The sequence below is a fragment of the Rhizobium sp. BK456 genome (assembly GCF_014194045.1).
In the GTDB taxonomy this organism is placed as follows: Bacteria; Pseudomonadota; Alphaproteobacteria; order Rhizobiales; family Rhizobiaceae; genus Rhizobium; species Rhizobium redzepovicii.
This window is the reverse complement of record NZ_JACIAO010000012.1, coordinates 64241-89848: the sequence shown is the minus strand read 5'-3', so window position 1 is coordinate 89848 and position 25608 is coordinate 64241. Positions and strand designations below refer to the sequence as shown.

Below are 25608 nucleotides of genomic sequence, written 5' to 3'. Positions count from 1 at the left end.
TCACGCCTGTCAAGCAGGGGATTGCGCGCAATCTATGGCTTTAAGCCTCGTGGTATTCCAGCAACAGGATCTATGGGCGAAGGTGCTTCCATGGAATGTCGCAATCCGACATATCGCCAGCTTCAGCAGTAGACACGTTTGAGGTGCAGGTTGGCCGGAGGTTTGGCGGCATTTATTTTCGCATGAGATCGCCGAACTCGACGTCACGCCCGAGGACGCAGTGCGGGCGCGATGCATCGCCGGAGATGATGCGAAGGTCGCGGTCGTACGGTCGGCTTGGACCTCGCGGCAGTAACGGCTATCGCCAATAGCGGCGTGTCATATTATCGGTCGATGATCGACCGAGGAGATAGCCGAGGCCGAATGCAAGAATGCCGGTGCCGAGCACCAAGGCGGTTGCGGTTTGCGGGTGAGCCCTTGCGCCGGAGACGACGGCGTAGGCCTCCCGCTTCACCCCATCGGCGGCCGATATCGCAGCTTTGGTCAACCCCTCTGGCTGCTCGGCGGGTGTTCCGGTAAATCCGGCGTTCAAGTTTTGTTTGTCGGCCATGTCGGGACCTTTCCTGAAATGAGCTGGAGGGAGACGTTCAACTCTGCTCGCGCGTGCCGGGGGAGGCTTCGCGTTGATCGGCATCTTCGAGATCCGTTTTGACGAGGAAGGCATCGGTATGTTCGCGCCCGGCCTCCCGCAGTGCTGCGAGATTGGGAGTATTGCCGATTTCGCCCCGTGCATCGAGTTCATGCTCGGCCAGGGCCCAATGATGCCGGTGCTGGCCTTCCGGCCTGCCTTCTTTCTCCCAGAGGGAATATGCCCTTTTTCGAATTTCCTCCTCGCGGGTCGCTGACGGCGATCCGCCACTCTGCCTGTCGATTTCGCTTGCGGCTTGCCGAACCTTCTTCCGTCCGCGTGTGTCCGCGGCAGATGGCAATTCCGGCTGGGCGCCGAGTGCCTTGGTTTCGCTTGCCTTGCGTCGTGCTGGGTTTTTCATGAGCGTCTCCTTGCGGATTTCAACCAACTCGGTCGATCTAAGTTCCAAAAAGAGTGTCTACTCATTAGCTCAGGGAATAGCTTGGCAGGGCTGTGATAACTGGTATACTAGTATGCCAAGCAAACTTCAGAGTCCGGGTATGTTATGCCGCAGCCGTCAGAAACCAAGGTTTTGGTCGTCCCGTCGCAAGAGATCGGCGGCAGGCTGCGCCGGGTCACCACCGCGGGCGCCATTTATGAGCGCCTGCATGCCAATATCGTTTCCCTTCGGATGCCGCCTGGCATGTCACTGCAGGAAAAGCGCATCGCCGAGGATTTCGGCGTCAGCCGCACACCGGTCCGCGAGGCGCTTCTGAGGCTTTCTGAAAGCGGGCTGGTCGATATCTATCCGCAGTCGGGTACCGTCGTGTCGCGGGTGCCGGTCTCGGCGATCCCTGAAGCGGTCGTCGTGCGCAAGGCGCTCGAAGGCACGACCGTCGAGACTGCTGCTCTGACTGCCACCGCTGCCGATATTGACCGTCTCGACGCCATCATCGCCCGGCAGCGGTCGCATGCCGCAACCGGCAATGCCTCGGGCTTCCATGAAGAGGACGAGGCCTTTCACGAAGCGATCGCGCAGATATCAGGTTATCCCGGCATATGGGCAATCCTGAAGACGGTAAAGGTGCAGATCGATCGGGCGCGGCGGCTGACGCTGCCGGTGCTCGGGCGAATGGACAATGTGGTGCACGAACATATCATCATCCGCGATGCGCTCGCCGCCCATGATGCGGCGGCGGCACGTGCTGCAATGATCCATCACCTGAGCGCCGTCATTCCCGATGTCGACGAGCTGCGCTCGCGCTACCCCGATTATTTCTGCTGACGGCAGATCCAGACACGAAACGAAAAGCCAAGGAAGGAAGAAGGATGCGGCAAGGTTGGAGATGGTTTGGGCCGGAAGCGCCGGTGACGCTCGATGATGTCCGCCAGACGGGCGCGACCAACATCGTCTCTTCGCTGCACCAGGTGCCGATCGGCAGGGCCTGGACGGAAAAGGAGGTGCGCGAGCGCCAGTCTCTGATCGAGACGACGCCTGGCAACCGTTCGCCGCTGGTCTGGTCGGTGGTCGAAAGCATTCCGATCCCCGATGCCGTCAAGCGCAAGGGCGGGGAGGCGAAGGCTGAAATCGAGGCGTGGATCGCCAGCCTTGAAGCAGTCGCCGCCTGCGATATTCCGATCGTCTGCTACAATTTCATGCCGGTGGTCGACTGGACCCGCACCGATCTCGACTTCGTGACGCCGACGGGCGCCACCGCCATGCGCTTCGATCATGAGCGCTTCGCGGCCTTCGACCTCTTCGTTCTGGAACGGCCGGATGCGGAAAAGCAATATTCCGCGGAAGACCGCGAACGGGCCCGTGTCGTCTTTGAGGCGATGTCGGAAGAGGAAATCGCCGAGATCACCCGTATCATCACCTCGGCTTTGCCTGGTTCGACCACCGAGCCTCTGACCATTCCAGCCTTCCGGGAAAAGCTGGTCGCCTATAGCGGCATCGACGCCGCACGGCTGCGCCGGCATCTGATTGAATTCCTGGAGGCGGTAACCCCGGCTGCCGAGGCCCGCGGCGTCAAACTGACGCTGCATCCCGATGATCCGCCGCGTTCGCTGTTCGGTCTTCCCCGCATCGCCTCGACGGGCGACGATTATGCCGCTCTCTTCGATGCCGTGCCATCGCCAGCAAACGGCATGTGTTACTGCACCGGCAGCCTCGGCGTACGCGCCGAGAACGACCTGCCGGCGATCGCCCGGCGCTTCGCCTCGCGCATCCACTTTGCCCACCTGCGTGCCACGACCCGCGAGGGCGACGGCCGGACCTTCCATGAAAGCGCGCATCTCGAAGGCGATGTCGACATGGTCGCGGTGCTCAGGGAACTGGTCGCGGAAGATAAGCGCCGCAGTGCAGAGGACACCATCGTCTTCCGCTCGGACCATGGCCACCGCATGCTCGACGATCTCGATAAGACCGTCACCCCCGGTTACCCGGCGATCGGCCGCATGCGCGGCCTCGCCGAACTGCGCGGCATCCTGCATGCGCTGGGCGCTCCGCCGAACTGAGGCGACCCGGACGCCGCGTCGCGCCTTTAGCGGAAATCGTCGCGCTCTGAAGCCCAATCGACGCTTCAGAGCGCGCAGCCCTTCAAGAACAGATCTGTGCACATCCTCGCCCTTGCGGCGATCTCTTCAATCCCAGGCGGCTGTTGCTGACGCAGCATCGCGGCGCGCTGCGGCTCCAAAATCATCATGCCGCGCAGCATGCCGCAGGCGGCATGCGGATCCTCAAGGGTTATCAGCCCGCGGTCGATCTGCTTGCGAAGCCAGTTCTCCATCAGCGTGTTGGTTCTGACAATGGCTTTCTCATAGAAGCTGGTGGCGATTTCGGGAAAACGGTCCGACTCGCTGATGACGAGCCGGGTCACGGTGATCGTATCCAGCGAGAGCGTCAGCATGCCATAGGCCGTCAGCATGCGCTCCAATCCCTGCCTCAGGTCCGCCACGGCGAGTGTGCCGGGGTCGAGCGCCGTGACGAAGCGTCCCGTGCGCTCCGTGATCATTTCGGAAAAGAGATCCGCCTTCGTCGGGAACAGGCGGTAGAGCGTCTTGGTCGAAACCCCGGCGTCCTGTGCGATTGCAGCGATGCTTGCGGCGGCATAACCGCTCTCATGGAACTGCCGGTTGGCCGCCTCGATGATCACGCTTCTCGTATCGTCGTCGCAACGGACTTGCGGTCGGCCTCGTGGCCTCTTCTCGATTTCGTGATTTTGGACCATGACAATTTTCCAAATTCTCGTTGACATCCATTTTCTAATACATATTTTGGAAAACAGCAAGTTTCCAAAGTGCATTCCACCTGAATTCAATGGCCGCGGCCGATAGCGACAGCGACCACTCCCAGGAGAGAGACAATGTCCGTCAAAACGCTGCAGGCCTTGAACAACAACGCACCTGTCCCGGAGACCACGGCGGAAGCCGCCCCCGCAACCCTTGATGCCGGCGGCACACCGCACATCGTCGAACCTGCCGTCGTGTCAGAGCCTCCCGCCCGCAAGCGCGCCGGCCGCGGATTGCTGCTCGGCGCAACCGCCATCGTCCTGATCGCCGCCACAGCTCACTACGGCCATAACTACTGGACCGTCGGCCGCTTCGAGATCGCGACCGACGATGCCTATGTAAAGGCTGACAATAGCACCGTCGCACCGAAGGTATCGGGCTATATCGCCGACGTGCTGGTCAGCGATAACCAGGTCGTCAAGGCTGGCCAGCCGCTTGCCCGCATCGACGATCGCGATTTCCGCGCTGCCCTCGACCAGGCCAAGGCCGATGTCGCTGCGGCCGAAGCGACCTTCAACGCCAAGCAGGCCTCGCTCGATATACAGCAGTCGACGATTGCCGCCGCGCGCGCCACGGTCGAAGTCGACAAGGCCAATGAGACCTTTGCCGAACAAAACAACAAGCGTTATGCCAACCTCGCGACCAACGGCTATGCGCCGGTGCAGACGGCGCAGCAGGCGGCTTCCGCCATCGCCGCGGCTCAGGCGACCATTGTTCGCGACAGCGCCGCTCTCGATGCCGCCGTTAAGCAGGTCGATCTCCTGAATGCCGAACTCGCCCAGGCTAAGGCGGCCCTTGCGCGCAACCAGGCCGTCCTGCATCAGGCTGAGCTGAACCTCTCCTACGCAACCATTGCCGCACCTGTCGACGGCACTATCGGCAACCGGACACTACGTGCCGGCCAGTATGTGCAGGCCGGCACCCAGCTGATGTCGGTCGTGCCGACGAGCGCCGTCTATGTGATCGCCAACTACAAGGAGACGCAGCTTACCGATGTTCGGGCCGGCCAGCCGGTCGATATCGAGGTCGATACCTTCCCGGGCCGCATCTATCGCGGCCATGTCGACAGCCTTGCTCCGGCAAGCGGCCAGGAATTCGCGCTGCTGCCTCCCGACAATGCGACCGGCAATTTCACCAAGGTCGTGCAGCGCATCCCCGTCAAGATCGTCCTGGATGGGCAAACTGCCAATGCCGACCTGCGTCCCGGCATGTCCGTCCAACCGAGCATCGACACCAAGGCCAATGCTAGCCGCAACTAAGCGCAGGGACCAGGAGATCGTGTCATGTCCAGCATTGCAGCCACCGCTGGGGCCATTCCGCAACCGCGCGCCAGCACCAGGGAATGGATCGCCGTCCTCGCCGGCATGATCGGCGCTTTCATGGCGATCCTCAACATCCAGATCACCAATGCCTCCCTCCTCGATATCGAGGGCGGCATCGGAACAGGGGTCGACAACGGTGCGTGGATCTCCACCTCCTACCTGATCGGCGAGATCGTCGTCATTCCGCTGACGGCCTATTTTAGCAGCGTGTTTTCGTTCCGCCGCTATATCCTCGTCAACTCGATCCTGTTTCCACTGTTTTCGATCGCCTGCGCCTTCGCCCATGATCTCGGCACGATGATAGTGCTGCGCGGCCTGCAGGGTTTTGCCGGCGGCGTGCTGATCCCAATGGCCTTCACCATGGTGCTAACCAAGCTGCCGAAACCGCAGCAGCCGCTCGGCCTGGCGATCTTTGCGCTCTCGGTCACCTTCGCGCCGGCAATCGGCCCGACCATCGGCGGTTATCTCACCGAAAACTACGGTTGGCAGACGATCTTCTTCATCAACGCCATCCCGAGCGCGATCATGGCCGTGGCTCTTGCGCTGACGCTCGACAAGCAGCCGATGCAGCTCCACCTGCTGAGGCAAGGCGACTGGGCGGGAATTATCACCATGGCGATTGGTCTCTCGGCGCTGCAGACGGTTCTCGAAGAAGGCAACAAGGAGGACTGGTTCTCCTCGCCCTTCATCGTCAAGCTCAGCATCCTTGCCTTCGTCTTCCTTGCCGCCTTCATCTGGATCGAGCTGACCGTCAAGAAGCCGCTGGTCAAGCTCAGCCTGCTGACGCAGCGCAATTTCGGCATCGGCGTTGCCGTCAACGTGCTGGTGGGCGTCGCCCTCTTCGGCACCGTCTATATCCTGCCGCAATATCTCGGCCAGGTGCAGCGCTACAATGCCGAGCAGATCGGCATGGTGCTGGCCTGGACCGGTCTGCCGCAGCTGCTGCTAATCCCGCTCGTTCCGCTGATGATGAAGCGCTTCGATGCGCGTTACATCGGCTTTCTCGGCATCTCGATCTTCGCGATCAGCTGCTTCATGAACGTCACGCTTTCGGCCGATACCGCAGGCGACCAGTTCTGGATCCCGAACATCGTTCGCGCCATCGGCCAGGCGCTGGTGCTGACGCCGATCACCGCCATCACCACCGCCGGTATCGCGGCAACAGATGCAGCCGCCGCCTCGGGCCTGACCAACATGCTGCGCAATCTCGGCGGCGCCGTCGGCACGGCAACGCTCGGCACGGTGCTGACCAAGCGCGAGCAGTTCCACTCCAACATCATCGGCCAGTCGGTAACGCTCGGCCGCGATGAGGTTCGCGACCGGCTTGCACAAACGACCGCCTATTTCATGCAGCACGGCATTTCCGACCCCGCTCTCGCCGGGCAGAAGGCCGTTGTCGCTCTCGGTCAGATCGTCAGGCGCCAGGCGCTCATCCTGGGCTTCGCCGATACCTTCGCCGTCATCGGCGTGGTTCTTGCCATTGCTGCCGTCGCCCTGCTGCTCACCCAGAAGCCGCGGGCTGGCGCTGGCGCCGGCGCGCACTGACAACTGCCTCCAGCTATAGCCGCAAATACTGCCGCCGGAGAAAAGCCTGCGTCGCGCGCTCTGTCGGGCGCGCGACCTTCTATCATAAAATCTCGACGGTAAAGGCGAAGCGAGCGATCGCGCCCGGTGCCAGGATCGTCGTCGAGGGCCGCTTCGAAAGCTCGCCCGAGCTCCCAGCCTCCGCGGCCGTTCCATGCCAGGGCTCGATGCAAAGGAAGGGTGCACCCGGTTTGGTCCACAGGGCAAGATTGGGCAGATTTTCGAACCGGAACCGCATGGTCGGCCCGTCTTCGGCGCTATAACTTAAGCGTTCGCCCGCTCCTTGCGGAAAGATCATCGCATCCGCATCAAACATTGCGTGATCGAGCACCAGCCGGCCATCCTTGAACGGCGAGGGCAGCGGCACAGGATTGATAAGGCCACCCTGCAGCCGCACAAGCGGCGGCTCGCCCTTATTGTCGAGCGTAACGACATGGGCGTGCCCGGCAGCACCCGGCAGCGGCCAGGCAAAGGCCGAATGGAACCCGAGGCCGAACGGCATCGCCTTTTGGTCGCGGTTGGTAACTTCTGCCGTCACCGTCAAGGCGCGTCCCTCGATCGCATGGGTCACAGCTAGCTGAAAGTCGAAGGGATAAACAGCCTGGGTGGCCGCCGAGGTGACCAGTTCGTATCGGCACATTGTCGCGGTGGTTTCCGCAAGCGCAAATTCGCTGCGGCGGGCAAAACCATGCTGAGCCATCGGATAGATCGTGCCGTCGATTGTTATCTTGTCGTCCGGCGCCTTGCCGACGATCGGGAAAAGGATCGGCGACCGTCCGCTCCAGAAGGCCGCATCGCCCGTCCACAGCCATGAGCGCCCGTCGCTGGTGGAGAGCGCCTGCATCTCGGCCCCGAGGGAGGAGACGTCGACAGTGAGATGCTGGTTTCCAATCCGGATTGAGCTTGGCATCGCAATTCCCTTTCGCTGGTTCGGCACCAAGCCATATCGTTCTGCGCCGTTGATTTCCACTCAATAGGGAAGGGAGCTGCCTCCGCCGTCGCAACGCGTTATTTCCGCACCGCGCCCAATCTCGCGATTACCTCGTTCGGAATGCCGTAGCGCTGAATGGCGTCGCGGTTGTTTCTGAGCCCGCAGATCTCACGCTGGATGAAGAAGGCCCATACCGCGTCGGACGCTGCATCGAGAAGTGTCTCGCGTTCTTCGGCACTCTGGCGGTCGGCGGTCCAAGCCTTCAGCGCGGCAAGTGTTGACTCCACCTTCAGCCCGTGACGCCCGAGCGCATCGGCGCGTTCCGACATCAACTCGTATTCGAGGACGTTGAAACCGTTTCTGTCCTGCTCGGATTGTCTGAAGGACTGCGGCGGACGAACGCTCATTGGCACAGGTCTCCGTTGGCGCGAGCGGCAATAATATCCAAATCAAACGTGCAGATCGAGAGGGTCGGAAACGGGACTATCCCCCGATTTCCCAGCATGGCATAAGCGCGGCAAAATCTCTTTCCCAGGCTCCCACGCACATCATGATTCGTATCGAGAATATCAGCAAGCAGCTCAGCCACCGCATCCTCTTCATCGAGGCATCAGCAGCGCTCAATAGAGGCGAGAAGATCGGTCTCGTCGGCCCGAACGGCGCCGGCAAGACGACGATCTTCCGGATGATCAACGGTGAGGAACAGCCCGACGAAGGGCAGGTCTCCTGTGAAAAGGGCGTCACCATCGGTTATTTCAACCAGGACGTCGGCGAAATGGCGGGCCACAGTGCCGTCGCCGAGGTGATGAACGGCGCCGGCCCGGTCAGTGTCGTTGCCGAGCAATTGCGTGAGCTCGAGGCGGCCATGGCCGATCCCGAGCAGGCCAACGACATGGACAAGATCATCGAGCGTTATGGCGAGGTGCAGGCGCGTTACGAGGAGCTGGACGGTTATGCGCTCGAAGGACGCGCCCGAGAAGTGCTCGCCGGCCTGAGCTTCAGCCAGGAAATGATGGACGGCGATGTCGGAGCCCTGTCGGGTGGCTGGAAGATGCGCGTGGCGCTCGCCCGCATCCTGCTCATGCGCCCCGATGTCATGCTGCTCGACGAGCCGAGCAACCATCTGGATCTCGAAAGCCTGATCTGGCTGGAGGAGTTCCTGAAAGGCTACGAAGGTGCGCTGCTGATGACCTCCCACGACCGCGAGTTCATGAACCGCATCATCACCAAGATCATCGAGATCGATGGCGGCGCATTGACGACCTATTCGGGCGATTACGAATTCTACGAGCAGCAGCGGGCACAGAACGAGAAGCAGCAGCTGGCCCAGTTCGAACGCCAGCAGGCGATGCTGGCCAAGGAAATCAAGTTCATCGAGCGGTTCAAGGCGCGGGCGTCACATGCCTCGCAGGTGCAGAGCCGCGTCAAGAAGCTGGAGAAGATCGACCGGGTGGAGCCGCCCAAGCGCCGCCAGGTTGTTTCCTTCGAATTCCAGCCAGCGCCGCGATCCGGCGAGGACGTGGTCAGCCTCAAGAACGTCTACAAGAAATACGGCAGCCGAAGCATCTATGAAGGGCTGGATTTCATGGTGCGGCGGCGGGAGCGCTGGTGCATCATGGGCATCAACGGCGCCGGCAAGTCGACACTGCTGAAGCTGGTGACGGGCACCGCCCAGCCTGATCAAGGCAGCGTCGCTCTCGGCGCCAGCGTCAAGATGGGCTATTTCGCCCAGCACGCCATGGATATTCTCGACGGCGAGCATACCGTCTTCCAAGCGCTGGAAGACCGGTTTCCGCAAGCGGGGCAGGGGCCTTTGCGGGCGCTTGCCGGATGTTTCGGTTTTTCCGGGGACGATGTCGAGAAGCGGTGCCGCGTGCTGTCGGGCGGCGAGAAGGCGCGGCTGGTCATGGCGATGATGCTGTTCGACCCGCCGAACCTGCTGGTGCTCGACGAGCCGACGAACCATCTCGACCTCGACACCAAGGAGATGCTGATCAAGGCGCTCTCGCAATATGAGGGCACCATGCTGTTCGTCTCGCATGACCGGCATTTCCTCGCCGCACTCTCCAACCGGGTGCTGGAGCTGACGCCTGAGGGCATCCATCAATATGGCGGCGGCTATACCGAATATGTGGCGCGCACCGGCCACGAGGCGCCGGGTCTCAGGAGCTGAGATTATTTTGTGCGGCATGTCGAAACCGTCGGCGCCGAAGCGACCAGCAACGAGCCGGCCGGCGATATCGGTCGGATGGTCGGAGCAACGGAGGAGAACTGCCCATGCTGCTGGATAGGATCGAGGTCATCACCCTGTTCGTCGACGAGATCGACGCGGCGAGGGCATTTTACCAAAAGGTCTTTGCCGCCGATGTCGTCTATCAGGACGACGTCTGCTCGGTGCTGAAGTTTTCGGAAACGATGGTCAATCTGCTCCAGGTGACCGAAGCGCCGCAGCTGGTCGAGCCCTCGACGGTGGCGGCATCCGGCTCGGGCAGTCGCGTCCTGCTGACGATGAAGGTCGACAATGTCGATGCGGTCTGCACGGAGCTGCGCAAGCTTGGTGTAACACTGCTCAACGGTCCGATCGATCGTCCATGGGGCCGCCGCACGGCCGCTTTTGCGGATCCGTCCGGCCATGTCTGGGAGGTTGCGCAGGAACTGCGCTAAACATTGCATCCAATGCCTTGGCGGGCCGCTTCCTTCACGCGGAGGACGGTTTCGGTGCTTATTGCCACGATGATGACCAAATTCCGTGGTGTTCGGAGCCCTCTTCATGCAATCGGGGACGGGCGCATCGGCATGGACTGGATCAATCGCTACATCGATCAGCCGCTACTGCACGGCGCGGCGGGCTTGCTGCGGAGCTGGCATCTTCGCACACGGCAACCGCCGGAGCTGCTGGAGCCGACATGGAATCTCGTCGTGCTCGCCTTTCTCCTGATCGCCAGCGGGCAAGTCCTGGCCGGCAAACCTTTCGCGCTCGGTGTTACCGCGCTGATCATGCTGGCGCTGCCGTCAGCACGAAAACTGCTTTCGGCGGTGAAGGCGAGGGGAGGCGGCTACGGCGCCCGGGAATACAAGTCACTGAGAGCGCGCGCCATCGCCAAACGTGAGGCGGAGTGGTCGGTGCGGATCATCGTCCTGTTTTCCTCCGCCTGCCTTCCCTTCATCGCCCGCATCGACGATCCGGCGGGAGCCTGTTTCATGCTGGGGGCGAGCATCTGGTTCGTCCTGACTGGGCCGCTCAAGGCCTATCTCGATGCAGCCGAACCTCCCGAGCCGAATGAAGGCGACCGGATGTTCAGCGGCGCCTTCCATTTCGGCTGAACCGGGCCGATGCGACGTTGCATGCGCAGGCCGTGAGAGGGACAGGGAACCAAATGGGGCGGCTTCCGTTATGTGAGCAGCAACGTAAAAGGAGATCGCGATGCTTTATTACGCTCTGGTGTTTCTCGTTGTGGCCTTGATTGCCGGCGTCCTCGGATTTGGCGGTATAGCAGGTGCTTCAGCTTCTATTGCCCAGGTTCTGTTCTTTATTTTCCTGGTGCTGTTCGTCGTATCTCTCGTCATGCGCTTTATGCGAAGAGTATAAACCGGATCGAACAAGTATAAAAACCCGGCGAACACATCGCCGGGTTTTTCTTTGTTGCCACCTTTGACGTCCCCACCACTGACGGTTCCCGGTTGCGGTCGGCCCCTGCAAAATCCGCATGAGCCGCTGCATGAATGCCGTCCGCGAAGTGTCGACGGCAAGCAGGACCGTGCCTTTCCGGCAACCATTCCTGACAACATCATGAAATAACCGGATGGCGTGAATTAGTGCCTTCGAAATGTCCCATTGGGGGCTGAACCGTAAACCTGTTTGTCGCTTGCGCCTCCCAGGCGCTTTGACTTGCGATGCGAAAATGGTGCGGGATCGGATCGTTTTGCGGTCCCGTCCGTTATCTGTTGCCGAATCTGGTGGCGAGTAGCCGGGTATGCTCCCGTCACGATTTGAGAAGGAGAGACTTATGAATAAAATTCTTGCGACGGCGTTTGCCGCGGTATCGTTGACGGTTGTCGGCGCAGGGGCGGTCAATGCCGCCGACCTCGTCACCAGGACATATGAAGAGCCGGACCTGCGCAATGGCGTCAAGATCGGTTACCTCACCTGCGATATCGGCGGCGGGACGGGTTATGTGCTCGGTTCCTCCAAGGAGGCCGATTGCATCTTCCAGTCGACCGTCGGCAATGAGCTTTCGGATCGTTATACCGGCGAAGTGAGAAAGCTCGGCATCGACCTTGGCTTCACCACGCGCAGCCGCCTGATCTGGGCGGTGTTCGCGCCGACGGCCGGTTATCACCGCGGATCGCTCGCCGGCCTTTATGTCGGCGCCACCGCCGAGGCGACGCTCGGCGCCGGTGTCGGCGCCAATCTGCTAGTCGGCGGCACTTCCGGCTCGATCCATCTGCAGACGGTCAGCCTGACCGGCCAGCTCGGCCTCAATGTTGCCGCCGGCAGCGCCTCGATGACGTTGACGGCCGACAATTGATATGGCTTTTTGACGCTCCCTGCCGCGGACGGCAGGGAGCGTCACGTCATTGAGGCCGATTTCGTGTTCGCAGCCCAGCCGGATTACGACATGATCGATATTCGAATGGCAACGCCCGATGAGGACGAGGTCCTTGTGGGGCACTATCTGAAGATCTGGGTCAGCTACGGTACGCCACCGGAACATTACAGGCCCGATGCGGCGGCGCGGATCCTGTCTTTCATCAGAAGCGGCCGCGAGGAGCGGCGTCTGACGTCGTTCCTTGCCATCGTCGACGGTGAAATCGCCGGTTCCGCATCCTGTCAGCTGCACCAATCGCCATTTCCAGAGGTCATCCGGGAAGAACAGCGGCTGCACGGCTACATCTGGTCCGTCTATGTTGCCGACGCCTTTCGCCGGCGCGGTATCGCATCGGCGCTGGCCAACAAGGCCGCTGACTATCTGAAATCGATCGGCTGCACTACAGCCGTCATCCATGCCTCGGATGCCGGCGAGCCGGTCTATCGGGCCGCCGGTTTCGAACTGGCCAAGGAAATGCGCCTGCAGTTTCCGGCGGAGTAACGAAGAATTCTCCGCTTAAGTTTTCGTCCGGCCGGGTGCGACAAAAGCGGCGATCGTCGCCTCATCATGGCCGGCCTCGCGCAGGAAGCGGCTGGCGAATTCGATGGCTGGGCTTCTGAGCGCATCGTCCGGTCGGATCAGATGAAAGGCCACATGATAATCGAGCGTCCGCGGCGACACGGCGACGACGCGCCCGGATGCCAGCGCGGCATCCGATAGCGGCGGCCGGGCGAGCGCGATGCCGAGCCCTTGCGCACAGGCATCGATCACCAGATTGTAATCCTCGAAGCGGCGGTCATGGCCGCGTGGCGTATAGTCGACGCCCTCGCGGGCGAGCCAGCGGCGCCAGCCTTCGATATTGGAATCGTGCAGGATTGGCAGTTCCAGCAGCGAAAGAGCGTCGGATCGCTGGCCAAGCCGGTCTGCCAGCGCCGGGGCGGCGATCGGAAACGACTTTTCCTGCCACAGTGGCAAGGCGCGCACGCCGGCCCAAGGGCCTTTGCCGCAGCGGATGGCAAGGTCCGTGCCTTCGCCGAAATCCGCCAGCCGGTGTTCGAGCGTCAGTTCGACATGCAGCTCGTTTCCTTCGAGCTTCGGCAGACGTTGAAACAGCCACAACGAGGCGACGGAGGGCGTCACCGAAAGACGCACCACCGCCTTGTTGCGGCGAGGCAGCCAGCGCTCGCCGCTATTGCCGAGCAGCGCAAGCGCTTCCTCTGCCCGCGCGAAAAACCGCATGCCCTCCGGCGTCAGGCGCACACCTCTGGCTTCGCGTGCGAAAAGCCGCACCCCCATCCAGCGCTCGAGGCGCGAGACCTGCCGCGACACCGCGCCATGAGTGATGCCGCTTTCCTCGGCCGCGGCGGAAAACGATCCGAGCCGGGCAGCGCGGGCAAAGGTCTCAAGTGTATCGAGCGGCGGAAGAACCCGGGAGCTGTGAACCATAGACACATTTGATCATCGATTGCGATGCTTTTCAAGCACGCGTCGAAGGGCTACTCACTGTCGCAGGAACATATGGAGGCGAAAATGAGCATGGCGGCAAGCGCACCGATATCGACGAAACAGCAAGGTGGGTTGGATCTGGTGGCCTTTGCCGCGATCGTCGTCACCATCCTTTTCTGGGCGTCTTCCTTCGTGGTGATCCGCGTCTGCCTCGGACCGCTGACGCCGATCGAGCTGGCGACGGCGCGTTACGTTGCCGCCGGAGTCATCGCTCTGATCTATCTCGCCAGCTATCGGCCGATACCGGAAAAACGCGATTTCGTCCGTCTTTCCGTTGCCGCCGTGCTATTCATCGCCGCTTATGCGGTTCTGTTGAACACCGGCGAGCAGACTGTTGCAGCAGGGCCGGCGAGCTTCATCATCAACACCATGCCGGTCTTCACCGCCCTTATCGCCACATTCGCGCTCGGCGAGCGCTTCGGCCGCTGGGGCTGGGCGGGCACCGCCATTTCCTTCGGCGGCGTGGCGCTGATCGCGGTCGCCTCAGACGGCGGCTTCAGGCTCGATCCGAATGCCGTCCTCATCCTTGGCGCAGCGCTCTGCTCGGCGATCGCCAGCGTATTGCAGAAGCCGCTGCTCGGTCGGCTGCCGGCGCTAGCCGTCACCGCCTGGATCCTCCTGATCGGTTCCGTGCCGCTGTTTCCGGCTGTCCCGGCAACGGTCCAGGCGTTGGCCGCCGCCCCGGCGGAGGTGAACTGGGGTGTTGCCTATCTCGTCATCTTCCCGACGGCGATCGGCTACCTCACCTGGGCGATCGCGCTGAAGCGACTTACGGCCGCCCGCGCTTCGAATTTCCTCTATGGCGTCCCGCCCGTCGCAACGCTGATCGGGTTCGTCTGGCTGGGCGAGACGCCGACGGCGCTCGGTGCAGTCGGCGGCGTCATGGCGATCCTCGGTGTGCTCGTTGTCAATGTGATGCGGAAGCGATAGGCGCAATTTGCCCCGGAAGGTGATCGGGGTCTCATCCAGACCTAGCGGAGCAGCCCGTCCCGCCCAAACTCTTTCCAGCCCCGCAGCTTTGCGGACGCTTCGTCGGTGACGTCCTGCGATGCCGCAGTCGCCTTGCTGTCCTCCTTCAGGGAACGCGTCAGCTTCGCCTTGTAGGCAGCATTCCGCCTGTTTTCCATGGCAGCCGCGGCGTCCTCTTCGCGCCACTCTTCGACAGCGCCCCGGTCGAGCAGATCCTCGACCATCTGTGGTTCGAAGACGTGGAAGGTGATCTGCCTGGCGCGGCCCCGAAGCTTCACGGTTCGCGTTCCCCCGCTGGGCAGACGGCCGTCCTCTAGCCAGCGACGTCTCTCGGTCGTTGAGATTGTGAGGATGTCCTCGATTTCGCGCGGGATGACCGGCAGGCTTTCGATGCCTTCGAGCGACTTCGCAATGATCGCCGAGGCATGCCGAAACTCGCTCCTTGCGTTTTCAGGCATTGCCAGCGTCAAAAACCTCCCGCTGATATCCAGCGATTTTCGCATGGACGACGGGAGGCGCGCACGGATTTCCAAGAGGATGCCCTTGGCGCGCACGGAAGACCCTAGAGTGGCCGCGGGCGATAGCGTCCACGTTTCGAGCAGAGGAGGTATGTCATTCTTCTTGTTTTTCGCCATGCGCACACAGATGGGATCAAGGCGCGGCCCCGTCAACGATCACCACAATTGATACAGTGAGTCCTCGCTTCCCGCCAAGACGAACAGTTCCTGCGCCACGGCGTGGCACGACACCGGCGTTCGTGGTATTTTTAAGAACGGTGGAGCAGGATCAACGTCGATGCAGACGATTGAGGATTGGCTAGGTCAACTCGGTCTCGGCAAGTACGCCGACACCTTCATCGAGAATGACGTGGATCTGCGAGCGCTCCCTCATCTTGCCGAATCCGACCTCCAGGAGCTCGGTGTCTCGCTGGGGCATCGGAAGATTATTCTAGCTGCCATAAACCAACTTGCGGATCAACGGTCGGACGAACAGCCTCCTGCGTCGGCCGCTACCGAGGCCGTATCCGAAGCTGCGGCCGACCGGCGACTGCTCAGCGTGCTCTTTTGCGACCTGGTCGGGTCGACAGCGCTGTCAGCAGAGCTCGACCCGGAAGACATGCACGAGTTGACCCGCCGTTATCAGGATAGCGTCGCCGGCGCCGTCACCCGCTTCGGGGCTACGTCGCGAAATATCTCGGCGATGGCGTGCTAGCCTATTTCGGGTGGCCAATGGCTTACGAGGACCATGCCGAGCGCTCAATCCGGGCCGGCCTCGCGGCGATGGCCGCCGTCGACGCCCTGCAGCCGCCGAACGCAGAGCGATTGAAGGCCCGCATCGGCATCGCATCTGGGCGCGTGGTCGTTGGCAACACTGACGGCAGCGCGAAGGAGCGGGCATCGATCGCAGGAGACACTCCCAACCTGGCAGCACGCCTGCAGGCCGCGGCCGCCCCAGGCCAGATCGTGATCTCCGACAGCACCCGCCGCCTCGCCGGGCAGTCGTTTGAAATCGAGAGCCTCGGCGCGCAGGAGCTCAAAGGCTTCGCCTCTCCCATTGCGCTGTTCGAAGTCCGCGGTCAGCGAGAGGTGGATAGCCGTTTCGAAGCCGCGCATGCCAGCGGGCTTTCGAAATTTGTCGGCCGCGTTAGCGAGATCGGCCTGCTGCTCGAACGGTGGGAGTTGGCGAAGGCCGGGCAAGGCCAGGCGGTCTACCTGTTGGGGGAGGCTGGCATCGGGAAATCCCGGCTTGTCGAGGCTTTCGAAGAACACCTGCGAGAGACACAGCATGAACTCATCCGATTGCAGTGCTCACCCTATCACGCTACCTCGGCCTTTTACCCGATCGTTGAGCGACTGAGCCGGGTTGCATCGTTTACGCCGGCAGATGACCGGAACACGCGCATCGAAAAGTTTCGCACGCTTGTGCGCCGCTACGGCGAAAATCCTTCCGACGTTGGCGCCATCTATGCCGAGCTGCTTTCGCTCGACGTCGGCGACGAGTTCAAGCCGCCGGATCTCTCCGCCCACCAGCGCAAGGAGCTTCTCGTTCGCACATTGGTGAACGGCTTGCTGCTTGCAGCCAGGATCGCACCAGTGCTCATGGTTTTCGAAGACGCGCACTGGATGGATCCATCCACCAGCGAAGTGCTGAGAGAACTCGTCAGCCGGCTGCACGGCGCCGCCGCCCTCGTCGTTGTGACCCACCGACCGGAATGGAGCGCGAACTGGGCAGGCGGACTGGCGCAGGTGACGACGCTCTCCGTTGGGCGCCTGACCAGGCAGCAGATGCGTGAACTGATCGAATCCATGGTGTCCGACATTCCCGAACAGCTCGCCGAAAAGATTGCGGAGCGGACGGACGGGGTGCCGCTGTTCGTCGAGGAGTTGACCCGCTCGGTCGTGGAGAGCGGAAAGCCGTCGTCGCTCAACGCAGAAATCCCGGACAGTCTGCAGGGCTCCCTGATGACACGTCTCGATCATCTAGCGCCGACGGCCAAGGAGATCGCGCAGATTGCCGCCGTAATAGGCAGGGAATTCGATCGCGGCCTTCTTTCGAAGATCGCAGGCGTCGACGACCGAGCGCTCGAGACAGCACTGAACCAGCTCGAGTCCAGCCAGATCGTCGTCGAAGGCGGCGTCTTGCATGATGCGCTCGTTTTTCGACATGCGCTCATTCAGGATGCGGCTTACCAATCGCTCCTCAACCGGCGCCGGCGGCATTTCCACGAGAGGATCGCAAGGGTTCTCGTCGAACATTATGACGATGTCGCTGCCACGCAGCCCGAACTCATCGCTCAGCACTACGAGAAAGCCCAACGGATTGAGCTCGCGCTTCCCTACTGGATGAAGGCTGGAGAGCGCGCCCTCGCACGATCCGCCAACTACGAGGCGGTCGACAATTTCCAGAACGCCTTGGCAATTGCAGAGCAGTTGCCTGAAGGGCCTGAGCGGCAAAGAGACCTGCTCACCGCGATCCTCAAACTCGGCGACGCCCTGTTCGCTGCGGGTCGCATGACGGATTCGCTGGCGAAATATAGGCTGGCCGCGCCATTGGCCCGCAAAGCGGCCGACACACAAGCCTTTATTCGTGCAGTGATTGGTCTAGACGGTACCAAATTCCTCTCCTCGAATTCGCTTGCCGAAACGATGCCGCTTCTCGAGGAAGCCCTCGAGATGGTTGAACCAGCGGATATGAGTTCACGGTGCCAGATTCTCAGCCGCCTTGCGCGGGCATACACCTATCTCAGCGACGGCCAGAAGGCTGCAAAATGCCATGATGAAGGAATAAAGCTGGCTCGACGCGTTGGAGATAAGACTGCGCTTGTGGAGCTTTCCGCTCTGCCATTCCTGACGCCGGCACCGGTCAGGTCCGCCACGGAAAGAAACGACCGAATCGCTCGTATCGATGAAATAAGGCGCCTCGCGGATGAGATCGATGACGACGATGTGCGGAGCCGAGCGCTTTCCGTTGACGCCTATGTCTCCACGGAACTCGGCGATCGCGCGCGAGCCGATCGGGCTGTTGACGCGCTCGACGAACTTGGTACCGCGCGGCAGCATCTCAACGTCCAGTTCTACGCTCGCACCGCAAAAGCGATGATGGCCATCCTCGATGGAAGGTTCACCGTCGCCGAGGAATTTGCAGAGGAAGCGCTAAAGCTGGGTATGCGGATCCTTGGCGCTGCGCCGGAGGGCGTTTACGGCATGCAGATGTTCGCGATCCGACGGGAGCAAAGCCGCCTCTCGGAGGTTGCACCCGTCATCAAGCTGTTGATTGAGGAAAGCCCGGAGGGAACCACCTGGTTGCCGGGTTTTACGTTGGTTGCCTTTGACCTCGGCTATCGCGATGCGGCCCAGCGGAGGTTGAGCGAGCTTGCCCGCACCGGCTTTGCCCTTCCGCTTGACGGAAAGCGAAGTGCGTCCCTCTCGTTCCTGACGGAAGTCGCCGCCGGTCTCGGCGACGCAGATGCTGCCCAGACCCTCTATAAGCTTATGCTCGACTACAAGGAGATGACCGTCACCATCGGTATGGCGACCGTTTGCTTCGGCGCGGCAAGCCGCTATCTGGGCGTGCTGGCAGCGGCGCTGGGTGAATTCGACAGAGCGTCGGAGCACTTTGAGCACGCACTTGAGATGAACGCGGCGATCGGCTCGCGGCCGTGGCTCGCACACACTCAGGCAGATTATGCGGACTTGCTAATGAAAATAGGTAGCCGGGCCGCGATAAAGAGAGCAATGTTGCTATCCGAGAATGCCCGTTCAACCGCGGCCGACCTGGGAATGGTCCGGCTGCAACAGCGACTGAAGCCAACGATTCATTAGAACCAACAGTTCGTTGCTTTTGGTGGGAAGAAGGTCTCGTCATGCCACGCTACATCATTGAAAGAAACTTCGCGGAACAACTCGATCTGTCGAAAGAGGGGGTAGAGCAAATCAACCTGATCAATGACCAGGAAGGAGTGAAGTGGATCTTTTCCTTCCTCAGCGCCGACAGGAAAAAGACTTACTGCCTCTACGAGGCGCCTAGTACGGAGGCCATTCTCGCTGCGGCCCGGAGGAACAATGTCCCCGCGGATGTGATCATAGAAGTCAGCGAGGAGATCGGTCCGAATATGTTTGCGTAGCGCTCCTCGGCCACGCCCGGAGCAAGGCATTGCCGCGCTTCCAGTTAGAAGATTCACCAAACCGTAAGGGCCGCTTCGGTCGGCCGGCGTTGTTGCGACCGCAGGATCTAGGATCCTGCGAAAGCCCAGAAGCCATCTCCTTGGCATGCACGTGCTCGCGTCCTGCCAGGGGTCTGCGACAACTGCCAGAGCTTCCTGGATCATAAAAACCTTCGAGGCGGTGCCCGTGAGATTATTCCACATTTTCAGTCTTCACGAGCTGTCCTGTGGTCCAATATGCGAGGTCCAAATTATTTCAAAAGGGCATCTTGAAACCGAAAATACCGAAAACCAAATCGATATCGTCGGCAGCCCAGAAGGGGGCCGACAGCCGGGGACGCAGGTTTCCGCCGCGTTCCTTTCCATCTCGCTTCTAGGAGGTTTTGGTCATGAGAACTGAGTTTGACTTCGCACCGCTTTACCGCTCCAGCATCGGCTTCGACCGGGTTTTTTCGCTGCTGAACAATCCGCAGCGCCTGCAGGCCGTCGACGCCTGGCCGCCCTACGACATCCTTAAGGTCGGTGACAATGAGTACCGCATTGTCATGGCAGTCGCGGGCTTCGAGGATGGCGATCTCGATATCACGCAGGAGCGCAACGTGCTTCTCGTCAAGGGCGGCAAGGCCGATGACACCAAAGCTGAATACCTGCACCGCGGTATCGCCACGCGGGGCTTCGAGCGCCGCTTCGAGCTTGCCGACCATGTGAGCGTGGAAAACGCTTCGCTGAAAAACGGTCTTTTGCACATCGATCTGAAACGCGAGATTCCAGAGGCGATGAAGCCACGCAAGATCGCGATTGGCGACGGCGCACAGGTGCGGCTGCAGATCGAAGGTGAGAAGCAGGTCGCGTAAGTGTCGATCGAGGGAGGCGGGCGACGCTTAAGGCGTCGCCTGCTGCAAAACGATGAATACATTCGGTTTCGATAAGCCAGACTACTTCGGAGCTGCCGATCTGCGTATTTGCCAGGGCGTCTTCGACATTGTCACTTCGGAAGCAGGAGTGGAGCCGAGGTCCGAGGAGGGCGAGCGCATCGCGGCCATCGTCGTGCAGCTCTATCGCCAAGGAGTCAAAGAGCCAGACCGCCTGCGGGTTGTGGTCGAATCCGCCCGCGGGATTAATATTGCGAAAGCTGCGTAAGGGGTAGGACGCCGCACGACAGCGGCGTCCTTCATCCCGCCTGGTCATAATCCGTCGTCATCTTGAGGTGGCGGTTCCAAGCAGCCCGGCTCTCGCGGCTCAAGCCTTCGTTTTTGGTCATGAGGCGGCGGCGACTTTACTTGGACGCTTTCGGAGCGGATGTGCGTCCGGCGGGTCGATCCGTACGTAAATCTCAAAATCGTGAATCAGATCGGCTGAATTACCCTATAGCACGGGTCCGAGGAAGAAGGTTTAAGGTGCAGATGTCGTTTAAAGACGATGTCCATCCGGCAAGAGCTTCGCACCGCAAAAATGGTTATCTTACTCTTAGGTTGAGAGCAGGTGACAGATAGCCATTGCGCAGGCGTTCGCTTTCTTTAAAACGAAAGCTGATCGAAAGGTGCGCGCCCATGTTCTTGACCGACCGGCAAACTGAAATCGTGGCGATAGCGAGGTCGAGCGGTAGGGTTCTGGTCGAAGAGCTCGCTTCCCGCTTTTCCGTAACGCCGCAGACGATCCGCAAGGATCTGAACGATCTCTGCGATGCGCAAGTGCTCACGCGCATCCATGGCGGCGCCACATTCCCAAGCGGAACCGAGAACGTCAAATACGAGGCGCGCCGCCAGATCGCCGCCTCCGAGAAACAGGCGATCGGCATGGCTGCGGTCGAGCTGATTCCGAGCGGGGCCTCGCTTTTCATCAATATCGGGACGACGACCGAAGCGGTGGGCGAGGCGCTCGCCAACCATCACGAGCTGATGGTCATCACAAATAACATCAATGTTGCCAATAGGTTGCGCTTGCTGCCGGCGATCGAGGTGGTGATAGCCGGTGGCGTCGTGCGCGGTTCAGACGGCGGAATCGTCGGCGAAGCGGCTGTCGATTTCATCCGCCAGTTCAAGGTCGATTACGCCGTCATCGGCGCATCGGCGATCGATATGGACGGCGCGCTTCTCGACTATGATTTTCGCGAGGTCAAGGTTGCTCAGGCGATCATCGCCAATGCCCGACACGTCATTCTCGTTGCTGACTCCACCAAGTTCGAACGCACCGCGCCGGTCAGGATCGGCCAGCTTTCCCAGGTTCACACCTTCATCACCGACCACTGTCCGGTGCAGTCCATCCGCAATCTCTGCCTCGAAAACAATGTGAAGCTGATCGAAACGAATGGCAGGTTTCGCTGAGGGCGAGCCAGCGAGGCGTTCCGAAACGAAGATCCGCGAAACATTCGTTTGACATTCGTATTCCTTTCGTTTTAACTGCCCTCACTTTCGCAATCGCGCAATTTTTGTGCGATGCGAAATCCGCAGCGGGCTCGGAGGGGATATTGGGCCGGGAGATCTACGACATATTCGTCATCGGTGGCGGCATCAACGGCTGCGGCATTGCGCGCGATGCCGTCGGGCGCGGTTATTCCGTGGCGCTGGCCGAGATGAACGATTTCGCCTCCGGCACCTCATCCGGCGCTACGAAGCTGATCCATGGCGGGTTGCGGTATCTCGAGCACTACGAATTTCGCCTGGTGCGCGAATCGCTGATGGAGCGCGAAATCCTCTGGGCGATGGCGCCGCACATCATCTGGCCGCTGCGCTTCGTGCTGCCTTACCACAAGGGCGGCATCCGGCCGGCTTGGCTGATCCGGCTCGGCCTCTTCCTCTACGATCATCTCGGCGGCCGCAAGCTGCTGCCGGCGACCGCGGTGCTCGACATGCGCCGCGACCCGGCCGGCAAGCCGCTGAAGGCGCTATTCGCCAAGGCTTTCGAATATTCCGACGGCTGGGTCGATGATGCCCGCATGGTGGTGCTGAACGCCCGCGATGCCGCCGACAAAGGGGCGACCATCATGCCGCGCACCAAGGTGGTGTCGGCAAGGCGCGAGAACGGCCTCTGGCACATCGAGACCACCGATACGGTGACCGGCCGCAATGACAGCCACCAGGCCCGCATGCTGGTCAATGCCGCCGGCCCCTGGGTCGATCATGTCATCCGCTCCGCCTTTGGTCAGAACGAAGCTCACCATGTCCGCCTCGTCCAGGGCAGCCATATCGTCGTGAAGAAGAAGTTCGACGACCCTCGCGCCTATTTCTTCCAGAATCCCGACAATCGCATCATCTTCGCCATTCCCTATGAGGGCGAGTTTACCCTGATCGGCACCACCGATCGCGATTACACCGCTGATCCCAGGGATGTCAGGATCTCCGAGGAGGAGACCGTCTATCTCTGCAATGCCGCCTCGGAATATTTCAAGGAGCCGGTCAGACCGGAGGATATCGTCTGGACCTATTCGGCGGTCCGGCCGCTTTATGACGACGGCGCCTCGAAGGCGCAGGAGGCTACGCGCGACTACGTGCTGAAGCTGGAGGGCGAAGGAAATGCCGCGCCGCTGCTCAACGTGTTCGGCGGCAAGCTCACCACCTATCGCCGGCTTTCCGAACATGCGCTGGAGAAGATCGGCGCTGCGATCGGCGTCAAGGGCGCCCCGTGGACGGCCAAAAGCCATCTGCCCGGCGGTGACTTCCCGGTCCGAGGATACGATGCCGAGGTCGCCGATCTGAAACGGCGCTATCCGTTCCTCGCCGATCGGTATGCCCGCCGGCTGGTGCGCCGCTACGGCACGAGGACAAAGGCACTGCTCGGGGAAGCCCGTAGCCTCGACGATCTCGGACGGCTCTTCGGCGGCGATCTCTACGAGGCCGAGGTCACCTATCTCGTCGAACATGAATGGGCCCGGCACGCCGAAGACGTGCTGTGGAGAAGGACAAAGGATGGTCTGCGCCTTTCGAAGGAGCAGGCTCAGTCACTGGAGGAGTACATGGCTGCCATACCGGCGATGGTCGGATAGGCGGCGTGTGGTCCCCGCTGCGTGGAGGCACGGGAACAGGAATGCTGGAACTGCGGAAGGCCGCAAAGATGGTGGGAGGAGACTATCATATCCACCCGACCGATCTTGTTTTTGAAAGAGGAACGCTGAACGTTCTGCTTGGGCCGACCTTGTCGGGCAAGACCTCGTTGATGCGTCTGATGGCCGGTCTTGATCGGCCGACAACCGGTACGATCCATTTTGATGGTGCTGACGTGACAGGTATGCCTGTCCAGAAGCGCAACATCGCTATGGTCTACCAGCAGTTCATCAACTATCCGGCATTGACGGTCTACGAGAATATTGCCTCGCCCCTGCGGATTGCCGGCAAGGACGCCAAGGTCATTGATCTGGAGGTGCGCAAGGCTGCCGAACTTCTGAAACTCGGTCCCTATCTCGATCGCACGCCGCTCAACCTCTCCGGTGGCCAGCAGCAGCGCACCGCGCTTGCCCGTGCACTCGTGAAGAATGCGAGCCTTGTTTTGATGGACGAGCCGCTTGCCAACCTCGACTACAAGCTGCGTGAGGAACTGCGGCAGGAATTGCCGCGGATCTTCGCGCTGTCCGGTGCGATCTTCGTCTATGCCACGACGGAACCCTCCGAAGCCCTGCTGCTCGGCGGCAATACGGCAACGCTTAGCGAGGGCCGGATCACGCAGTTCGGCCCGACGGTCGAGGTCTATCGCCATCCGCTCGATCTGACGACGGCGAAAACCTTTGCCGATCCGCCGCTGAATTTCATTGATCTGGTCAAATCGGAAGGCAATTTCCTGCGCGACGGCGCTCTGATTTTTGCGGTGCCGCCGCATCTTCAAAATGTGCCGGAGGGGCCGGCAACCATAGCGTTTCACCCGCATCATCTTGCACCAACAGCTCAGACGGCTGCTTCGGCGCGAATGACGGCGCGAACACAGGTTTCGGAGATCACCGGGTCGGAAAGTTTTGTCCACCTGCAATTTGCCGACACCCGCTGGGTGATGCTTGCGCACGGCATCCACAATATCGAGCCGGACACGGACATCTCCGTTTTCATCGATACACGCCACCTGATGGCTTTCGGCGCGGACGGCCGGGCGATCACCACCGCCAGGCAAGGGGGCTAGGAGAAAATCATGGCACGTATCACCCTCGATCATATTCGCCATGCCTATGGGCCGAACCCGAAGAGCGAGAAGGACTACGCTCTCAAGGAAGTGCATCACGAGTGGAACGACGGCGGCGCCTATGCGCTGCTCGGACCTTCGGGCTGCGGAAAAACCTCGCTGCTCAATATCATTTCCGGCCTCATTCAGCCGTCCGAAGGGCGGATTCTCTTCGACGGGCAGGACGTTACGAACCTGCCGACGCAACAGCGAAATATCGCGCAGGTCTTCCAGTTTCCGGTCATCTACGACACGATGACGGTTTACGACAACCTCGCCTTTCCCCTGCGGAACCGCGGCGTGGCCGAGGCGGATGTCGACCGGCGCGTCCGCGAAATCCTCGAAATGATCGATCTTGCCGGCTGGGCCAAGCGGCGCGCGCGAGGCTTGACGGCGGACCAAAAGCAGAAGATTTCACTCGGCCGCGGCCTCGTTCGCTCGGATGTGAACGCCATTCTCTTTGACGAGCCGCTCACTGTTATCGATCCGCATATGAAATGGGTGCTGCGATCGCAGCTGAAGCGCCTGCATAAGCAGTTCGGTTTTACCATGGTCTATGTCACGCATGACCAGACGGAAGCGCTGACCTTCGCCGACAAAGTCGTGGTGATGTATGACGGCGAGATCGTGCAGATCGGCACTCCGGCCGAACTCTTCGAGCGTCCGAGCCATACCTTCGTCGGCTACTTCATCGGTTCGCCGGGCATGAATTTCATGCCGGCCAAGGTGGAGGGCAGTACGGTTCGGGTCGGCGAGCACGCGCTGACGCTCGACTATGCGCCAAAGACGTCGACAGCGGCCAAGGTAGAGCTTGGAATCCGGCCCGAATTTATCCGGGTCGGCCGCGAGGGTATGCCTGTGACGGTCAGCAAGGTGGAAGATATCGGCCGGCAGAAAATCGTCCGCGCACAGTTTGCCGGCCAGCCGATCGCGATCGTCGTTCCTGAGGACGAGGAAATTCCGGCTGATCCCCGAGTGACCTTCGAGCCATCGGGCATCAGTATCTATGCCGACTCTTGGCGCGCCGGACGGGAGGCTTGATC

The 25608-nt window shown here is 61.1% G+C and carries 27 protein-coding genes; 20 read left to right on the top strand and 7 right to left on the bottom strand.

All coding sequences use genetic code 11. From position 1 onward, the window contains the following. Positions 1–298: 298 nt before the first annotated feature. On the bottom strand, positions 299–550 hold the full coding sequence (locus tag FHX03_RS27985) for a hypothetical protein (RefSeq protein ID WP_097627841.1): 252 nt from the start codon (positions 548–550) through the stop codon (positions 299–301). Between the two features lie 37 nt (positions 551–587). Next, a complete protein-coding gene (locus FHX03_RS27980) occupies positions 588–989 on the bottom strand; it encodes a DUF2934 domain-containing protein (RefSeq protein WP_097627962.1) in 402 nt (133 codons plus the stop codon). Between the two features lie 144 nt (positions 990–1133). On the opposite strand from FHX03_RS27980, the gene FHX03_RS27975 reads away from it, so the two are divergent. Together FHX03_RS27975 and uxuA are read left to right on the top strand one after the other, a co-directional pair. Next, positions 1134–1853 (top strand): GntR family transcriptional regulator, encoded by a 720-nt coding sequence (locus tag FHX03_RS27975; protein WP_183856435.1) that lies wholly within the window; start codon positions 1134–1136, stop codon positions 1851–1853. A gap of 44 nt (positions 1854–1897) precedes the next feature. Beyond that, positions 1898–3085, top strand: a complete 1188-nt coding sequence (uxuA, locus tag FHX03_RS27970) for a mannonate dehydratase (protein WP_097627839.1) — start codon at positions 1898–1900, stop codon at positions 3083–3085. A 65-nt stretch (positions 3086–3150) separates the two neighbouring features. On the opposite strand, the gene FHX03_RS27965 is transcribed toward uxuA, so the two are convergent. Continuing rightward, on the bottom strand, positions 3151–3798 hold the full coding sequence (locus FHX03_RS27965; protein ID WP_097627838.1) for a TetR/AcrR family transcriptional regulator: 648 nt from the start codon (positions 3796–3798) through the stop codon (positions 3151–3153). A gap of 135 nt (positions 3799–3933) precedes the next feature. On the opposite strand from FHX03_RS27965, the gene FHX03_RS27960 reads away from it, so the two are divergent. Further along, complete coding sequence (locus tag FHX03_RS27960; protein ID WP_183856433.1) at positions 3934–5118, top strand: HlyD family secretion protein; 1185 nt, start codon at positions 3934–3936, stop codon at positions 5116–5118. A 24-nt stretch (positions 5119–5142) separates the two neighbouring features. Beyond that, entirely contained in the window at positions 5143–6726 is a 1584-nt protein-coding gene (locus tag FHX03_RS27955) for a DHA2 family efflux MFS transporter permease subunit (RefSeq protein WP_097627836.1), read from the top strand. Between the two features lie 82 nt (positions 6727–6808). Here FHX03_RS27955 and FHX03_RS27950 read toward each other — a convergent pair whose 3' ends face one another. After that, positions 6809–7675 (bottom strand): aldose 1-epimerase family protein, encoded by an 867-nt coding sequence (locus FHX03_RS27950; protein ID WP_097627961.1) that lies wholly within the window; start codon positions 7673–7675, stop codon positions 6809–6811. 98 nt (positions 7676–7773) lie between these two features. Continuing rightward, positions 7774–8103, bottom strand: a complete 330-nt coding sequence (locus FHX03_RS27945) for a DUF6665 family protein (protein WP_097627835.1) — start codon at positions 8101–8103, stop codon at positions 7774–7776. 143 nt (positions 8104–8246) lie between these two features. On the opposite strand from FHX03_RS27945, the gene FHX03_RS27940 reads away from it, so the two are divergent. From FHX03_RS27940 to FHX03_RS27915, 6 genes are all read left to right on the top strand, one after another. Then, entirely contained in the window at positions 8247–9869 is a 1623-nt protein-coding gene (locus tag FHX03_RS27940; protein WP_183856431.1) for an ABC-F family ATP-binding cassette domain-containing protein, read from the top strand. 104 nt (positions 9870–9973) lie between these two features. Then, positions 9974–10360, top strand: coding sequence for a VOC family protein (locus FHX03_RS27935; RefSeq protein WP_097627833.1), 387 nt, complete (start codon positions 9974–9976; stop codon positions 10358–10360). A gap of 69 nt (positions 10361–10429) precedes the next feature. Further along, a complete protein-coding gene (locus FHX03_RS27930; protein ID WP_183856562.1) occupies positions 10430–11020 on the top strand; it encodes a hypothetical protein in 591 nt (196 codons plus the stop codon). 100 nt (positions 11021–11120) lie between these two features. Beyond that, positions 11121–11285, top strand: a complete 165-nt coding sequence (locus FHX03_RS27925) for a DUF1328 domain-containing protein (RefSeq protein ID WP_003571841.1) — start codon at positions 11121–11123, stop codon at positions 11283–11285. Between the two features lie 418 nt (positions 11286–11703). After that, positions 11704–12225 carry a DUF992 domain-containing protein gene (locus tag FHX03_RS27920; RefSeq protein WP_097627832.1) on the top strand — a complete coding sequence of 174 codons (522 nt, stop codon included), beginning with the start codon at positions 11704–11706 and terminating at the stop codon, positions 12223–12225. A 90-nt stretch (positions 12226–12315) separates the two neighbouring features. Then, a complete protein-coding gene (locus tag FHX03_RS27915) occupies positions 12316–12786 on the top strand; it encodes a GNAT family N-acetyltransferase (protein WP_183781312.1) in 471 nt (156 codons plus the stop codon). A gap of 15 nt (positions 12787–12801) precedes the next feature. Here FHX03_RS27915 and FHX03_RS27910 read toward each other — a convergent pair whose 3' ends face one another. Further along, a complete protein-coding gene (locus FHX03_RS27910) occupies positions 12802–13731 on the bottom strand; it encodes a LysR family transcriptional regulator (RefSeq protein WP_183856429.1) in 930 nt (309 codons plus the stop codon). Between the two features lie 72 nt (positions 13732–13803). On the opposite strand from FHX03_RS27910, the gene FHX03_RS27905 reads away from it, so the two are divergent. Next, positions 13804–14721 carry a DMT family transporter gene (locus FHX03_RS27905; protein ID WP_183856560.1) on the top strand — a complete coding sequence of 306 codons (918 nt, stop codon included), beginning with the start codon at positions 13804–13806 and terminating at the stop codon, positions 14719–14721. 41 nt (positions 14722–14762) lie between these two features. On the opposite strand, the gene FHX03_RS27900 is transcribed toward FHX03_RS27905, so the two are convergent. Beyond that, positions 14763–15395: a hypothetical protein gene (locus FHX03_RS27900; RefSeq protein WP_183856427.1), complete on the bottom strand. Its 633-nt coding sequence runs from the start codon at positions 15393–15395 to the stop codon at positions 14763–14765. A 160-nt stretch (positions 15396–15555) separates the two neighbouring features. Between FHX03_RS27900 and FHX03_RS34685 the strand changes: the two genes are divergently transcribed. The 9 genes from FHX03_RS34685 to FHX03_RS27860 all read left to right on the top strand — a co-directional run bounded on the left by FHX03_RS34685 (position 15556) and on the right by FHX03_RS27860 (position 25606). Next, positions 15556–15972 (top strand): SAM domain-containing protein, encoded by a 417-nt coding sequence (locus FHX03_RS34685; RefSeq protein WP_246699301.1) that lies wholly within the window; start codon positions 15556–15558, stop codon positions 15970–15972. A 17-nt stretch (positions 15973–15989) separates the two neighbouring features. Next, on the top strand, positions 15990–19082 hold the full coding sequence (locus FHX03_RS27895) for an ATP-binding protein (RefSeq protein WP_246699300.1): 3093 nt from the start codon (positions 15990–15992) through the stop codon (positions 19080–19082). A gap of 41 nt (positions 19083–19123) precedes the next feature. After that, on the top strand, positions 19124–19384 hold the full coding sequence (locus tag FHX03_RS27890) for a DUF4242 domain-containing protein (protein WP_003595804.1): 261 nt from the start codon (positions 19124–19126) through the stop codon (positions 19382–19384). A 428-nt stretch (positions 19385–19812) separates the two neighbouring features. Next, the gene (locus FHX03_RS27885) at positions 19813–20277 is read left to right on the top strand and encodes an Hsp20 family protein (RefSeq protein ID WP_183856425.1); all 465 of its coding nucleotides are present in this window, start codon (positions 19813–19815) and stop codon (positions 20275–20277) included. 52 nt (positions 20278–20329) lie between these two features. Beyond that, positions 20330–20563 carry a hypothetical protein gene (locus tag FHX03_RS27880; RefSeq protein ID WP_183856423.1) on the top strand — a complete coding sequence of 78 codons (234 nt, stop codon included), beginning with the start codon at positions 20330–20332 and terminating at the stop codon, positions 20561–20563. A gap of 410 nt (positions 20564–20973) precedes the next feature. Then, positions 20974–21747 carry a DeoR/GlpR family DNA-binding transcription regulator gene (locus FHX03_RS27875; protein WP_097627827.1) on the top strand — a complete coding sequence of 258 codons (774 nt, stop codon included), beginning with the start codon at positions 20974–20976 and terminating at the stop codon, positions 21745–21747. 143 nt (positions 21748–21890) lie between these two features. Continuing rightward, positions 21891–23405 carry a glycerol-3-phosphate dehydrogenase gene (gene glpD, locus FHX03_RS27870; protein WP_183856421.1) on the top strand — a complete coding sequence of 505 codons (1515 nt, stop codon included), beginning with the start codon at positions 21891–21893 and terminating at the stop codon, positions 23403–23405. A 41-nt stretch (positions 23406–23446) separates the two neighbouring features. Further along, positions 23447–24526: an ABC transporter ATP-binding protein gene (locus tag FHX03_RS27865; protein WP_183856419.1), complete on the top strand. Its 1080-nt coding sequence runs from the start codon at positions 23447–23449 to the stop codon at positions 24524–24526. 9 nt (positions 24527–24535) lie between these two features. Then, positions 24536–25606 carry an ABC transporter ATP-binding protein gene (locus FHX03_RS27860; protein ID WP_097627824.1) on the top strand — a complete coding sequence of 357 codons (1071 nt, stop codon included), beginning with the start codon at positions 24536–24538 and terminating at the stop codon, positions 25604–25606. The last annotated feature ends 2 nt before the right edge of the window (positions 25607–25608 follow it).